The organism is Novosphingobium sp. YAF33 (genome assembly GCF_052113265.1).
Taxonomy (GTDB): Bacteria; Pseudomonadota; Alphaproteobacteria; order Sphingomonadales; family Sphingomonadaceae; genus Novosphingobium.
Window position 1 is genome coordinate 430,744 of sequence record NZ_JBFRCW010000001.1, and the last position, 13,212, is coordinate 443,955.

Genomic DNA, 13,212 nt, shown 5'->3' on the forward strand with positions numbered 1-13,212 from the left:
TAGGAGGGAACTGGATAAGCCGCAGCACGTTCAAAAGCGAAACTATTTGTATTTCAGCTTTTTAACTCTGCCTTTGCGGGACGAGGACGCCTCCTGGACAAGCGGCACTTGATAGGAAAGTTTTTCCTGCAACGAAGCTGAAATTTCCGGGAAACACCACAAGACTAGCCATTATGGTGCAAAATAGGAAGGCAACTGGTGGAAGTTATTGCCGGTCACGACAATCCGACCCACTTTGGTACGATATACATAATGGATTATTGACCAAGTGGGCGTTCCGTGGAACAAATTCCTCATTCATAGCCAGATAAGAGCTTCAATGACCCAAAAACCGCTTGGATCGCAGAAGCGGACTGGGAAGGCGCTTGCCACGGCGCCGACCGCAATCGAGATCGATGCATATCGAACACTCGTCTTTCCGAACCGCATCCGGAAATTTCGCAAGCAGCTGAATATTGGATCGCTGCTAGAGTTGTCGGAGAAGCTTCCGACGATCACCTATATTCGCCTTTCGAAGATCGAGAGGGGAGAGATCTTTGCGCGTGCCGGAGAGCTGCGCGATATCGCGGCCGCCCTCGGCATCGATGCCGGCGAACTCCTGATCGACATCGACGATCCCGATTTCGACATCTCGGCCTGGGCGGATCCGCTCCATGGCAGCGACCGTGTCGATCCCGCTGCCGAGCGTTTCGCCGTGCTTCTGGCGGCGGCCCTGCGCACACGCCGCGCGGCGGACGATGCCCTGACGATCGCCGCTCTCGAACACGAATATGGGATCGCCCCGGTTATCCTGTCGCGTATCGAGAATGCCCTGAAGCCTTTCGATCGCTGGAACGAGGAAGTCCGTGCTTCCCTGCGCCGGCTGTTCGCGGCTGCGGACGACGGCGAACTGATCGCCATCGTCACCGAGGCGCATCAGCGCGGAGACCTGGACCCGGTGCTGCCGCTCGTGGCGAACCCGGAACTGCGGATCGCCAAGTCCCGCGGTCGCATCGCCGCCCTGCGCGACGAACTGCACGGCCCTTCTCGCGCGCAAGGCATCGCACGCGCCGTGCCGCATCCCCTGCTGGATCGTCCGCCGCTCGATCGTCCTTCCCTGGGCCGCGCCATGAGCGAGCGCCCCATGCTGGAACGGGGTGCCGGCAGGCGCCGCGCTGCGGAAGCTCTGGCGGAAGATGCTGGCGGCGATACCATGGTGGCGGAGCACCCCTCCGTTCGCCTCGTGCCCGTCTTCGGCAGCCCCCTGGCCGATGGACTGATCGCCCTCACGCCGGCCGGCGCCCAGGTCGAAGCGCCGCGCAATGCCGGGCCCCGCGCCTATGGCCTGCGCCTGGGCCGGGCCACGCTCGGTGCCGGACTTCCCGGACGCTCGGTTCTGATCGTCGATCCCGACCGCTTCCCCTCTGCCGGCGGCCTTGCCGTGGTGACGGAAGCCGAAGGGCTGCGCGTCCTCTCGGTCACGCTCGACCGTCATGGACGGATGCTCGGCTACAGCGAGAACCCCGATCTCGAAGTCGCCATAGACGAGCTGGATCCGGCCAATCTGGCCACGGTCCTGGCGGCCGTGTTCGAATAGTAACAGCAATTGACATGAGGCCGGGCCCATAGTCCCGACCGGCCCCATATAATGGTATGTGTCAGACCCCCCGGAAGGCACGATGCGCATACCTAAACTGTTCAAGCCGAATGGAAAGCGGCCCCCGCCGCGATCCACGGCCGACCCGGCGGGCTTCTCCGCCGCGCGCGTTCCGCCGCTGACGCTGGTCTCGCACGCCCTCGCCCGCCTCCGGGCGCCCGATGGAGCCCGTCCTCCCGACGGCAGCGCTCTCTCTGAAAGCGCGCCTTTCACACGGGCCATGCCACCGCGGGCCGTCTCGCTGCTGATGGTCAATCTCGACCGTTTCAAGCTCATCAACGATCTCTGCGGCCCTGCTACCGGCGACTTCCTGATCGACATCGTTCACGAGCGCTGCCGCCGCGTCCTGCGCCGCTCGCATGTCATCCATCTCGGTGCCGACGAATTCGCCTGCTTCCTGCCCGAAGATCGGCCCCGCGCGGCATCAGGCATCACCGCATCCGATATCCCTGCCGAGCGCCTCGCCGCGCAGTTGCTGGAAGCGATCGGCGAACCGGTCAGCCTCGGCCGCCACATGGTGCACCTGACCGCCTCCATCGGCATCGCCACGGACCACGCGGGAACAGTCCCCGCGGAGGAACTGCTGCGCGGCGCCTCGATCGCCCTCACTCATGCCAAGGATGCAGGCGGCGATTGCGCCCGGCGCTTTTCACCCGAGATGTTCGCCAGCCTGGCCGAGCGGGCCTCGCTGGAAGAGGACTTGCGCGGCGGCCTGCTGCGCGGCGAACTCGTGCCCTATTACCAGCCCATCGTCGCGCTCGCCTCGCGCCGGGTGGTCCGCTTCGAGGCCCTGGTGCGATGGCGACATCCGCAGCGCGGCCTGCTCGCCCCGGACAGCTTCCTGCCGATCGCCGAGGACGTGGGCCTCAACGATGACCTGCTTTATGCGATGTTCCGCCAGTCCTGCCGCGATGCGCACGAGTGGGGCGGCGGCACCGGCCTCGCGCTCAATATGTCGCCATGGCAGGTCTGCGAACCGCACATCGCCTCGCGGCTGCTGCGGATCGTCTTCGCCAGCGGACTCAGGCCCGACAGGCTGACGGTGGAGATCACCGAGAATGCAGTGATGCACGACGTCGCCGCTGCCCAGGCCACCGTTGCCGCCTTGCGCGAGGCGGGCATCAAGGTGGCGCTCGACGACTTCGGCTCGGGCTATGCCAGCCTCAGCCGCATGTGCAAGATCCCGCTGGACATGATCAAGATCGACCGCACGCTCGTCCAGTCGCTCGACAGCGATGCCGGGCGCAAGCTGGTGAAAGTGGTCGTGGATCTCGGCCAGAGCCTTGCCATGCCCGTGACGGCCGAAGGGATCGAAACCGAGCAGCAGGCACGCTATCTCGCCGATCTGGGCTGCACGTTCGGCCAGGGCTACCTGTTCGGCCGCCCGGCGCCGGCCGACGAGACCGCCGCCCTCCTGGCGGGGGGCCTGACGGTTCCGCTGGCCTGTTGATCGGCGCGCCTCGCCGCCCCTGATGTCGCACGGGGCGGGTCCGAATTCCGCATAAGAGGTGTTTGGCCGGGATTGCCAAGCAGCGTCCCGTTGGAACGCAATGGAAGCGCGTGAAGGGTCGAGAGCTTTCAGGACCGTCGGAGCCATGCCCCGGAACTTCCATCCCGCAAAGGCCGCGTGCCGCAGCTTCCGTGCGGCCGGAAGGCAACCGTGCGCGCCGGTGCTGGCACAAGGTCCAGCCCGACACCAGGCAAGGCCCGGTCGAGAGACCGCTGGTCCCCCGCCGGGCCTTGCCGGTCAGTATTCGCTGTTGAACGAGATGGGCGTGGTCAGGTCGAGGCGCGCGATGTCGCCTTTGGAACCATAGGTATAAGTGCGGTTGCCAGAGAGACGCTTGGCCTCGTTGGCGATGGCGCCCATCATTTCCATCGAGAGTTCGATCTGGCGCTCCAGCAGGGCCGAGTTCACCAGCGAGGCCGCGCGCAGTTCGCCCAGGGCTTCGGCCAGGCGCTCGCGCGTCTCGTCGTCCATCTGCTCGGTCCATTCCGGGTCGAGCCGGTTGCGCCGCGCCAGGACTTCTTCCAGCGACCCCACCAGCCGCGTCTTCGCCGCCGCCAGTTCGGCCAGTTCGAGCGCGCGCTCGCGGCCTTCGAGACGCTCGGTCTCCTCGCGCATGACCATCGAGAGCGAGGTCATGATCTCGATCAGCTCATTGGGCATGGCCATTGCCTCCCTGCAAACGGATGATCTGCGCTTCCACCGCCGAAGCGATGCCCAGGCCCTTGCCCTTGGCGATCTGGGTGCCGATCTGCTCGGCCAGGACGCCGCGGAACATTTCCTCGCCGTGGCCGCCGTTGAAATCCTCGCCCTGCTCGACGGTCTCCAGCATGATCTTGGTGATCTGCCCTGCGAAGACGCCTTCGAAATCGCGCGCCACTTTGGCGGGGCTGCGATCCGGCGTCTGGACCGCGGGACGGGAAGGAAGCGAAGCAAGAATCGGATCTGCCATCTTTACTGTACCGCTATTTCGGCCTGCAGCGCGCCCGCCGTGCGCAGCGCCTGCAGGATGGTGATGAGGTCGCGCGGGCTGACGCCCAGGGCATTGAGCCCGGCAACCAGGGTCTGGAGCGAAGTGCCGCCGTTCAGCACCGCCAGCGAGGCGCCGCTGCCGTCGTCCGCCTGGACGTTGGTGCGCGGCACCACGGTGGTCTGGCCGCTGGAGAACGGCGCGGGCTGCGAGACGATCGGCGTCTCGGTGACGCTGATGGTCAGCCCGCCCTGCGCGATGGCAACGGGGCTGACGCGCACGTCCGCGCCCATGACCACGGTGCCGGCGGCTTCGTTGATGACGATGCGCGCGGGCTGGTCCACTTGTACCGGCAGGTTCTCGACACGGGTGATGAGATCGATCACCGAGCCGCCGGCCGGGTTGATCTCCACGGTGCCGGGGTCGAGCACCTGGGCGGCGCCGGGCGCCTCGCGATTGATGGTCGCGGCGATCTGGCGGGCGGTGGTGAAATCGGGATTCTTCAGCGCCAGTTTCAGCGTCTGGGCGGAGCGCAAGTCATAGGGAACCTCGCGCTCGACGATGGCGCCGCCGGCGATGCGCGCGGTGGTCATCACGCCGCGGCTGAGCTTGGCCGCCGCGCCCTGCGCCTTGAAGCCGGATACCGCGACGGGGCCCTGCGCCACGGCGTAGATCTCGCCATCGAGCGCGCGCAGCGAGGAGACCAGCAGGATGCCGCCCTGCAGGCTGGTGGAATCGCCGAGCGCGGAGACCTGCACGTCGATGGTGGAACCCGCGCGGGCGAAGGCCGGCATGGTCGCGGTCACCGTCACGGCGGCCACGTTCTGCGTCAGCATCTGCGTGCCGCGAATGTTCACGCCCATGCGCTCCAGCATGGCCTGCAAGGTCTCTTCGGTGAAGGGAACGTTGCGGATGCGGTCGCCGGTGCCCTGGAGGCCGACGACGAGACCGTAGCCGACCAACTGGTTCGACCGCACGTTCTCGACATCGACGATGTCCTTGATGCGCGGCTGGGGCCCGGCGAAAGCCGCCGTGGGCGCCAGCGCCGAAGCAAGTGCCACCAGGCCTGCCATCATGGCGAGACGCGGACCTTGCATCCTCGATTTGAAAGGCTTGGGCATCACTGTCCTTATAGGAAGAAAGAGGCGGCTGGCGGCGGCTGCGGCAGGGATTTTCACGGGTATTTCCGGGCCGCACCGGCGCCGCTGCCCGTGCGCGCCAGGCGCATGACGTAGCCGATGATCTCGGCCACGGCGGCGTAGTGCTCGATCGGGATCGGCCGGTCGATGTCGACGGCGGCGTAGAGCGCGCGGGCGAGCGGCGGGCTCTCCACGATCGGCACCCTGGATTCGGTGGCGATCTCGCGGATGCGCAGGGCAATGGCGTCCACGCCCTTGGCCACCACCACCGGCGCGGCCATGGCACCGTGGTCGTACTTCAGCGCGATGGCGTAGTGCGTCGGGTTGGTGATGATGACGCTGGCCTCGGGCACCGCGGCCATCATGCGTTTGCGCGAACGCTGCATCTGGATCTGACGGATCTTGGCCTTGATCTTGGGATCGCCGTCGCTCTGCTTGTGCTCGTCCTTCACTTCCTGGAACGTCATCATCATGCGCTTCATGAAGGCGCGGCGCTGATAGATGAAGTCGAACAGGGCCAGGGCCATGACCAGCATCAGCACTGCGCGGATCGCCTCGTATGCCAGCGTTCCCGCCGCGGCGCCGATCGCGCCCGGCGCGAAGCCGACCAACTGGTCCAACCCGGTCACGCGCGGCTTCAGCACCAGGAACACCACCAGGCCGATGGCGCTGAACTTGGCCAGGGTCTTGCCGAATTCCACCAGCGCGCGCATGCCGAAGATGCGCTTCATCCCGCTGGCCGGGTTGAGCTTGGACCACTTCGGCTTCAGGCGCGACCAGCTCAGTGTGGCGCGGCCCTGAAGGAACATCGTGGCCACCGCGCAGGCGAACAGCACGCCGAACACCGGCAGCATCGAGAGCATGAAATGGCGCGCCACCCCGGTCATCAGGTTCTGCGCGCCATCGGGATCGAGCGGATAGTCCTCGGCGCTGCCCCAGAGGCGGGTCAACATCATGCCGAGATGGCGGATCGCGGAAATGCCGACCCAGCCCGTGACGATCAGCGCGCCGGCCATCATCGTGGCGTGGCGCACTTCCGGCGCCATCGCCACTTCGCCGCGCTTGCGGGCATCGTCGAGCTTCTTCTGGGTCGGCTCGTGAGTCCGCTGGTCCTTGTCGCTCTCGGCCATGGCTCTAGAGGCTCCATCCGTTCTGCATGAAGGCGCCCATGGCGTTCGCGAAGGCCGTCAGCATCGTGCCGAGAGTCATCGCCAGCAAAGAGATGCCGAGCAGCAGGTTGAGGGGCTGGGTGATGAAGAAGACCTGGATCGACGGCGCCACGCGGGCGGCCAGGCCGAGGCCGACGTTGAACAGCGCGCCATAGAGGATCAGCGGCGCGGCCAGGCTGACGCCCAGCGCCAGCGACTGGCCGGTGACTTTCACCGCAAGATCGGCGAACTGCGCGGCGGGCGGCAGTCCGCCTACCGGGAACACCGAATAGGACTGGAAGATCGAGGCGATCCACAAGTGGTGGACGCCCAGGCTCATGCAGACGATCACCGCCGCGATCCCGAACAGGCGCGAGAGCAGCGGAGACTGCCCGCCCATCGAGGGGTCGGCCACGAGCGCGGAGGCCAGGCCGACATGCAGGCTGGCAATCGATCCGGCGACGGCAGCCGCGCTGAACAGGATCTTCACGATCATGCCCATCGCGATGCCCACCAGCACTTCGCCGATCACCAGGAGCGGCAACGAAACGTCCGACTTAACCGCGGGCGCGACCTGGCCCTGGAGCATGCCGTAAAGGCCGACCGTGAAGCCCAGCGACATCACCAGCCGGATCTGCGGCGGCACCGAATCTTCGGAGAAGGCCGGCAGCAGCATGATCACCGCACCCACCCGGCAGAACAGGATCAGGAACGTCGCCGCATCGATCGGCAGCGCCGCCAGGGTCACCATGTCGAGGGATGCGCCGGCCATGGTTTCAGCCGGTGACGATGGCGTCGGCGATGCGGTCCATGAAGGCGCCGAGGGCATGACCGATCATGGGCAGCGAAACCAGCATGACCACGCCCAGGACCAGGATCTTGGGCACGAATGTCAGGGTCATTTCCTGCACCTGGGTAAGGGCCTGAAGCAAGCCGATGGCGACGCCGACGATCAGCGCCGCGATCAGCATGGGGCCGGCGATGGTCAGCACCAGCACCAGCGCCGCGCGCGCGATCTCGATGGCTTCGGGTGAGGTCATGACTGCCGTCTGTCTTTCGGTGGAAGGATGTGGCGTTTGCAGGATGTGGCGGTTGCAGGCCGGGATTCCGTCCCGGCCGGCCCCGCCACTGCGCGGTCGTCTAGATCTGCATCCGCATGATGTCGGAATAGGCGCTGACCACGCGGTCGCGCACGGCCACCACGGTGTCGAGCGCGCTTTCCGCTGCGCCGATGGCGGTGACGACGTCGATCAGATCGCCCTTGCCGGCCACTTGCTTGGCGCTTTCCGCCTCGGCGGTGCGCAGCGAGGACGAAGCGTCGGTCACCATGGATTCCACCATGGTGCCGAAGTTGCCGCCCGCGCCGGATACCGCGCCGGACAGGCCTCCGGCCATGTCGCCGAGGCCGGCGAGGCCGCCCCCGCTACCACCGACCGACGGCCCAGCCGTCTTCATCGCGCGGCCATAGGCGGCCGCGGCGTCGAGTGCTCCGATTGCCATGGAGATGTTCCTTACTTGAGCAGGTCGATAGTGCGCATGGTCATGCCGCGCGCGGATTCGATCGCATTGAGGTTGGCTTCGTAGGACCGCTGCGCCGCCTTCATGTCGGCAGCCTCGATCAGCGGGTTGACGTTGGGCTGGCTGACATAGCCCTGCGCGTCGGCGGCCGGGCTACCCGGCTGGTAGACGCGCCCGAACTGGCTCTTGTCGCCTTCGATCGACTTGACGGCGACCTGGGTGGCACCGCTGGCACGGTCGACTTCGGCAGTGAAGGTGGCGACCCGGCGGCGATAGGGATCGGCATCGGGCGTCTTCGCCACGGAATCCGAGTTCGCCAGGTTTTCCGCGATCACGCGCATTCTCAGCGACTGGGCGCGAAGGCCCGATGCCGAGACGCCGATCGAGTTCTGAAGTTCCATCAACACAGCTCCTGCCCTGCCCCTTGCGGCAGTCAGCATCCTTATAGGCATTTTTTGCCTAGCGGCGGCATGCTCCTATAAAATAATTCCTATAAGCAGGCTTGAAAGGAGACGCGTCATGTCCGTTCTCGAAGGCATTCCCATCGACATGTCGATCGTACTCGGATCGACCAGCATCCCCATCCGGCAGGTTCTCAAGATGAGCCGCGGCGCAATGATCCCGCTCGATTGCGGGCACAACGATCCCACCCGCGTCTATGTGAACGACCAGCTGGTGGCAGAAGGCAAGATCCTGGTGAACGGCGAGGTGATGTCGCTGGAGATCACCAAGGTCGTCGAACGCGAGCGCTGAGAGGATGGATTTTCTCTCTCTGCTGCGCACCATCGGCGCATTGGGCGTGGTGCTCGGCATGCTGGTCGGCGCGCTTTGGGTGGTGCGCCGCTATGACCTGAAACTGCCGCAGAAGTGGCTGAACGGCCAGCTTTTTGCCGGCATGGGCCAGGCTCGTCCCGATCGTCGGCTGGAACTGATCGAGCGCCTTGCCATCGATCCCCGCCGCTCGGTCGTCCTCATCCGCCGCGATTACCGCGAGATCAGCCTGCTGATCTCGCCCGAAGGCGTCGTCATGCTCGATTCCGCGCCGTGCATCGGCCCGGTCTCCCCGAAAAGTACACCGAAAGCCCCTGTCGATGCATAAACGCTATGCCATTGCCGCCGCGCTGTGCGGGGCGGCAATTCTTGCCGTGTTGCCCGAAGCCGCCATGGCCCAGAAGGCCGCCGGCGCCCTTGGCGAAGGCGCGATGTCCGGAAGGGTGATCCAGCTCGTCCTGCTGATGACGGTGCTGAGCCTGGCGCCCGGCATCCTGATGACGGTCACCTCGTTCACGCGCATCATCGTTGCCCTTTCGCTGCTGCGCTCGGGCCTTGGCGCCCAGGGCGTGCCGCCCAACCCGGTCATCATCAGCCTGGCGCTGTTCCTGTCGTTCTTCGTCATGGCCCCGACGTTCGATGCAGCCTGGAAAGAGGGCATGGTCCCCTACAACCAGGGCCGCATCAACGAGACCCAGGCGCTGGAACGTGCCAGCAAGCCGTTCCACACGTTCATGCTCAAGCAGGTCCGGGACGACGACGTGAAGCTGTTCGTCCAGCTCTCCGGCAAAGTGCCCGCATCGCGCGCGGATCTGCCGATGACGACGCTGATGCCCGCCTTCATGATCTCCGAACTGCGCCGCGCTTTCGAGATCGGCTTCCTGCTGCTGCTGCCGTTCCTGGTGATCGACCTGGCAGTGGCCGCCGTGCTCATGGCCATGGGCATGATGATGCTGCCCCCCGCGACGATCTCGCTGCCGATGAAGATCATCTTCTTCGTGCTGGTGGACGGCTGGGCGCTGATCGCCGGGTCGCTGGTGAAGAGTTTCGGGGTGCCCGGGTAGCGCCCTTCGCCGTCCGGTTCGCCTGAAGGGGGCGCGGCAGGATCAGGCCTGCCGCGCCCCTTTTGTCATCAGGCGCCGTAGCGCAGCACGCGGTTCATCAGCCAGGGGCCGAAGTCCGCAAAGGGCAAGGGTTCCAGGAAAGAGAGGCCATAGGCGCCCTCTCCCACCCAGCGCACCGCGGCTTCGCGTTCGCCCAGGCCCGGAAGGGTGAGCCTGACGATGCTGTCGCGCGCGACCTGCACTTCCGCGACCAGGCGTGCGCCTCCCTGCGAAAGGTCGATCAGGCGGACGTCGTGGCGCTGGTGCGCAGCCAGCAGCTCGGCGCCGCAATCGACGTCGAAGCGCGGCCCGCGCGCAATGCCCTCGGGACCGATGCGATTGGCGACATGACCGAGCAGTCCCGCGACGTCGACCGGCGCATCGAACTCCACGCCGATCCGGCCATTGAGCGACCAGCGGACTTTGCCGCGCAACACGTCTCCGGCCTTGAGCGTCGCCTCGACCTTCTGGTCCACGGCGAAAGCACCGTGAACTTCGGCCATGAAGCCGTTGTCCGAGATGTTGCGGATGCGGCAGATCGTCTCGCCCGAATGGCTGGCGAGCTTGCCGATGAGCAGGATCGTCGTGACCCGCGGCCCGCGCGCAACGCGCGGCGGCACCGGCGACGATGACGGGACGGCCCCTGCAGGCTGCGGCATGGCGGACGATGACAAGGGCATCGCGTCTTTCTCCCCCGCCCCGCTCAGACCGGCGAGGCCTGCGTGACCACCACGCGGTGGACGAGATCCTTGCCGTAGACTTCCACGGCGGCGTCCATCACCACCCGGCGGAAGGCCTCCACGCCAGGGATCATGCCGTCCGGCCCGCTGGCCAGCGGCGTGCGATAGGTGCGCATGTTCACGGCATTGAGCAGCAGCGGCAGCTGGCCGGTCACATCCTCGGCCTTGCCCTTGTCGACTTCGATCTGGCACTCGAACGAGACGTAGCCCGACAGGCGGCCATCCGGGAATGTCAGCGGGGCAAGGATGGTGCCCGTGGGCACGAATTCGGTCTCGACCCGGACAGGGCCAAGGTCGGGCATGACCTGCGGCAGGAAATGCCGGGCCGCATAGGCGCCGCCAATGCCGACACCGGTGCCGGCGATCAGCGCGACAAGGCCGATCACGATCCGCTTGATCACGATAGTCTCCAGTCTCGTTTATCTGAAAATACGCCGAAGGCGCATTTTGCGGCACCGGCCCAGGCCCCAATCGGTGCCGTTCTAAAAATGCGAGCCATTTTTATGAGGGCTCTCAGAACTTGAAGCTCGCATCCTGCGGCAGCGCAGAAGGTTCGGCCATGACGACGATAGTGATGCGGCGGTTTTCCGGGCGGTCCGGGCGGTCGGGATAGACCGGCTCGGTCCCTGCCTTGGCCACCACTTCGGAGAAACGATCCGCCGGCAGGCCGGAGGCGACCAGGGCCGCGCGGGCCGAGAGGGCGCGCTGCGCGGAGAGGTTCCAGTTGGCCTCGCTCTGCCCGCCGGTGCTGTCCGTATGTCCTTCGATGGCGACCTGGGCGCCGGTACCGGCCAGCTTGTGAGCGATACGGCCCAGCAGGTTGCGGGCATAGTCGTTGAGCTGGGCGGTCGGGCCCTTGAACATCGAGCGGTTGGCGTTGTCCATCAGGTGGATGCGGAAGCCGTCGCGCGAAGGCTCCACGTCGACGCTGCGCTTGCCCTCGCTGGGATCGACAGGCGGATCGAGCGAGAGCTGCATCTCTTGCGCCATGACGCGCAGCGCCGCCTCGGGCACATCGGCCGTGCCGCCGCGTGCCGCACCCTTGGTGCCGGCTTCGGCGGAAGGCTGGCCAACGGCCCGGTTGTCGGCCGACTGGTTGCGGCGGCTGTGCCCGCCGAGCCCCGGCTGCGAGCCGGGCTGGTTGGTCAGCGTCGTCGCCGGCGAAGACCGGTCGGCATTGGGCGAGAAGTATTCCGCCAGGCCCTTGAGCTGCTCCTTGTCCGGGTTGGCCAGCAGCCAGAGCAGCATGAAGAAGGCCATCATCGCGGTCACGAAGTCGGCATAGGCGACCTTCCACGCACCGCCGTGATGACCAGCGTGCGCATGCTTCTTGACCTTGCGGATGACGATCGTGGGATGATCTTCGTTGCCCCGTGCCACGCTTTGAATTCCTCAGTCCAGGGCGGCGCGAAGCCGGTCCTGCATGACGCTCAGCCGCACCTGGCCGATCGCCTCGCCGGGGCTCTGCCCGCCGGCCACGCGGTCGAGCAGCGCGGCGCTTTCATCCACATGCTGGGCGATCAGGTCGAAGGCCTGGAGCTGGTCGATATAGTCCAGCACGAAGCGCTCGTCGTTCACCAGCACGCCGGCCAGCTGTTCCAGCAGTTCGCGGGCCACGCGCATCTCGCGGGCCAGGGCCTGCCAGAGCGGGGCCGCCGGACCCTGGCCCGGTTCCGTGCCCAGTGCCGTCCCGAGTCCCTCGGATTCGATTGTCATTGCTTCCCCCTGAATGTCCGCCCGTTCCATGATCAGAACAGCTCCAGTTCGCCGGTCGGCTGGAAGACCGGCATTGGCTTGGGACGGACGACGGGCGGCAGCGGCTGGTCCATCACCAGCGTCGCGCGCACCCTGCCCTCGTAAGGCATGAATTCCACCTTGCGGGCTTGCGTGCCGCCAAGGTCACTGTGATCGAGCGCAATGCCTTCGGTCTGCATGAAGTTGCGCGCGAACTGGCCGTTCTTGGTGCCGATCCCGCCCAGCCCGGCGACGATGTTCGCCCCGCCGTAGAGGTGGCCGCGCAGACGCGAACGCTGCGCGCCGCGCTTCATCAGGGCATTGATGAGCAGTTCCATCGCATGGACGCCGTAGCGCTGCATGTCCGCCGGGTTCACCGGCGCATCGGCGCCCGGCTCTCCCAGCAGGAAATGGTTCATGCCGCCCACCCGCGCGACGGGGTCCTGCAGGCAGGCCGCGACGCACGAGCCCAGCAGCGTCGAGATGACGACGCCGGACTGGTTGACCACATGATATTCACCCTGGACGATGGCAACGCGGCGCATGGCGTTCAGACCAGTTCGCCGAAGACGCGTTCGATCTTTTCCTTCAGCGCCGCCGGCGCGAAAGGCTTCACGACATAGTTGTTCACGCCCAGGGCCGCGGCCTTCTGGACCACTTCCTTGTCGGCAGAACCCGTGAGCATGATGAACACGGTCTTGCCGATCACCGGATCGTTGCGGACGGCTTCCAGGAATTCCAGGCCGTCCATTTCGGGCATGTTGTAGTCCGAGATGACCAGATGGACCCGGTCGGTCTTGATGGAGGCGAGTGCTTCCACCGCGCCGCCCTTGTCGCGAATGTCCTTGAAACCCAGATCCTGTAGCGTGCGACGGATCATCGCGCGCATGGACGTCTGATCGTCGACCACCATTACTTTTATTGCAGACGCTGCCGGCATGAACCG

General features: G+C 66.1%; 19 protein-coding genes. 5 read left to right on the forward strand and 14 right to left on the reverse strand.

Annotation, left to right across the window (positions count from 1 at the left end; translation table 11 throughout):
• Positions 1 to 472 precede the first annotated feature (472 nt).
• Together AB4Z00_RS01915 and AB4Z00_RS01920 are read left to right on the forward strand one after the other, a co-directional pair.
• Positions 473 to 1,576, forward strand: coding sequence for an XRE family transcriptional regulator (locus AB4Z00_RS01915; protein WP_442044707.1), 1,104 nt, complete (start codon positions 473 to 475; stop codon positions 1,574 to 1,576).
• 82 nt (positions 1,577 to 1,658) lie between these two features.
• A complete protein-coding gene (locus AB4Z00_RS01920; protein WP_442044709.1) occupies positions 1,659 to 3,086 on the forward strand; it encodes a putative bifunctional diguanylate cyclase/phosphodiesterase in 1,428 nt (475 codons plus the stop codon).
• Positions 3,087 to 3,383: 297 nt separating this feature from the next.
• Here AB4Z00_RS01920 and AB4Z00_RS01925 read toward each other — a convergent pair whose 3' ends face one another.
• The 8 genes from AB4Z00_RS01925 to flgC all read right to left on the reverse strand — a co-directional run bounded on the left by AB4Z00_RS01925 (position 3,384) and on the right by flgC (position 8,319).
• Positions 3,384 to 3,806: a flagellar biosynthesis protein FlgN gene (locus AB4Z00_RS01925; RefSeq protein ID WP_132268648.1), complete on the reverse strand. Its 423-nt coding sequence runs from the start codon at positions 3,804 to 3,806 to the stop codon at positions 3,384 to 3,386.
• The gene (locus tag AB4Z00_RS01930; RefSeq protein WP_134094046.1) at positions 3,796 to 4,095 is read right to left on the reverse strand and encodes a rod-binding protein; all 300 of its coding nucleotides are present in this window, start codon (positions 4,093 to 4,095) and stop codon (positions 3,796 to 3,798) included. Before AB4Z00_RS01930 ends, AB4Z00_RS01925 begins: the two co-directional genes overlap by 11 nt.
• A gap of 2 nt (positions 4,096 to 4,097) precedes the next feature.
• Positions 4,098 to 5,186 carry a flagellar basal body P-ring protein FlgI gene (locus AB4Z00_RS01935; RefSeq protein WP_431567280.1) on the reverse strand — a complete coding sequence of 363 codons (1,089 nt, stop codon included), beginning with the start codon at positions 5,184 to 5,186 and terminating at the stop codon, positions 4,098 to 4,100.
• 101 nt (positions 5,187 to 5,287) lie between these two features.
• The gene (gene flhB / locus AB4Z00_RS01940) at positions 5,288 to 6,382 is read right to left on the reverse strand and encodes a flagellar biosynthesis protein FlhB (protein WP_132268643.1); all 1,095 of its coding nucleotides are present in this window, start codon (positions 6,380 to 6,382) and stop codon (positions 5,288 to 5,290) included.
• 4 nt (positions 6,383 to 6,386) lie between these two features.
• Entirely contained in the window at positions 6,387 to 7,172 is a 786-nt protein-coding gene (gene fliR, locus AB4Z00_RS01945; RefSeq protein WP_442044712.1) for a flagellar biosynthetic protein FliR, read from the reverse strand.
• Positions 7,173 to 7,176: 4 nt separating this feature from the next.
• Complete coding sequence (locus AB4Z00_RS01950) at positions 7,177 to 7,440, reverse strand: flagellar biosynthetic protein FliQ (RefSeq protein ID WP_132268639.1); 264 nt, start codon at positions 7,438 to 7,440, stop codon at positions 7,177 to 7,179.
• Positions 7,441 to 7,540: 100 nt separating this feature from the next.
• Positions 7,541 to 7,900, reverse strand: coding sequence for a flagellar hook-basal body complex protein FliE (locus AB4Z00_RS01955; RefSeq protein ID WP_132268638.1), 360 nt, complete (start codon positions 7,898 to 7,900; stop codon positions 7,541 to 7,543).
• A gap of 11 nt (positions 7,901 to 7,911) precedes the next feature.
• Entirely contained in the window at positions 7,912 to 8,319 is a 408-nt protein-coding gene (flgC, locus tag AB4Z00_RS01960; protein ID WP_132268636.1) for a flagellar basal body rod protein FlgC, read from the reverse strand.
• Between the two features lie 118 nt (positions 8,320 to 8,437).
• Here flgC and AB4Z00_RS01965 point away from each other — a divergent pair, with 118 nt between their 5' ends.
• The 3 genes from AB4Z00_RS01965 to fliP are packed head-to-tail and all read left to right on the forward strand — an operon-like array spanning position 8,438 to position 9,753.
• Positions 8,438 to 8,671: a FliM/FliN family flagellar motor switch protein gene (locus tag AB4Z00_RS01965; RefSeq protein WP_132268634.1), complete on the forward strand. Its 234-nt coding sequence runs from the start codon at positions 8,438 to 8,440 to the stop codon at positions 8,669 to 8,671.
• A gap of 4 nt (positions 8,672 to 8,675) precedes the next feature.
• Complete coding sequence (locus AB4Z00_RS01970) at positions 8,676 to 9,017, forward strand: FliO/MopB family protein (RefSeq protein WP_132268633.1); 342 nt, start codon at positions 8,676 to 8,678, stop codon at positions 9,015 to 9,017.
• Positions 9,010 to 9,753, forward strand: coding sequence for a flagellar type III secretion system pore protein FliP (gene fliP, locus AB4Z00_RS01975; RefSeq protein ID WP_132268631.1), 744 nt, complete (start codon positions 9,010 to 9,012; stop codon positions 9,751 to 9,753). Before AB4Z00_RS01970 ends, fliP begins: the two co-directional genes overlap by 8 nt.
• A 68-nt stretch (positions 9,754 to 9,821) precedes the next feature.
• On the opposite strand, the gene AB4Z00_RS01980 is transcribed toward fliP, so the two are convergent.
• From AB4Z00_RS01980 to AB4Z00_RS02005, 6 genes are all read right to left on the reverse strand, one after another.
• Entirely contained in the window at positions 9,822 to 10,472 is a 651-nt protein-coding gene (locus AB4Z00_RS01980) for a PilZ domain-containing protein (protein WP_442044717.1), read from the reverse strand.
• Positions 10,473 to 10,495: 23 nt separating this feature from the next.
• A complete protein-coding gene (locus tag AB4Z00_RS01985; RefSeq protein WP_314463893.1) occupies positions 10,496 to 10,933 on the reverse strand; it encodes a hypothetical protein in 438 nt (145 codons plus the stop codon).
• A gap of 112 nt (positions 10,934 to 11,045) precedes the next feature.
• On the reverse strand, positions 11,046 to 11,912 hold the full coding sequence (locus AB4Z00_RS01990; protein ID WP_431567276.1) for a flagellar motor protein MotB: 867 nt from the start codon (positions 11,910 to 11,912) through the stop codon (positions 11,046 to 11,048).
• Between the two features lie 12 nt (positions 11,913 to 11,924).
• On the reverse strand, positions 11,925 to 12,248 hold the full coding sequence (locus AB4Z00_RS01995; protein ID WP_243654383.1) for a hypothetical protein: 324 nt from the start codon (positions 12,246 to 12,248) through the stop codon (positions 11,925 to 11,927).
• A 32-nt stretch (positions 12,249 to 12,280) separates the two neighbouring features.
• A complete protein-coding gene (locus AB4Z00_RS02000; protein ID WP_132268626.1) occupies positions 12,281 to 12,811 on the reverse strand; it encodes a chemotaxis protein CheD in 531 nt (176 codons plus the stop codon).
• Between the two features lie 5 nt (positions 12,812 to 12,816).
• Positions 12,817 to 13,206 carry a response regulator gene (locus tag AB4Z00_RS02005; RefSeq protein ID WP_207913048.1) on the reverse strand — a complete coding sequence of 130 codons (390 nt, stop codon included), beginning with the start codon at positions 13,204 to 13,206 and terminating at the stop codon, positions 12,817 to 12,819.
• Positions 13,207 to 13,212: the final 6 nt, after the last annotated feature.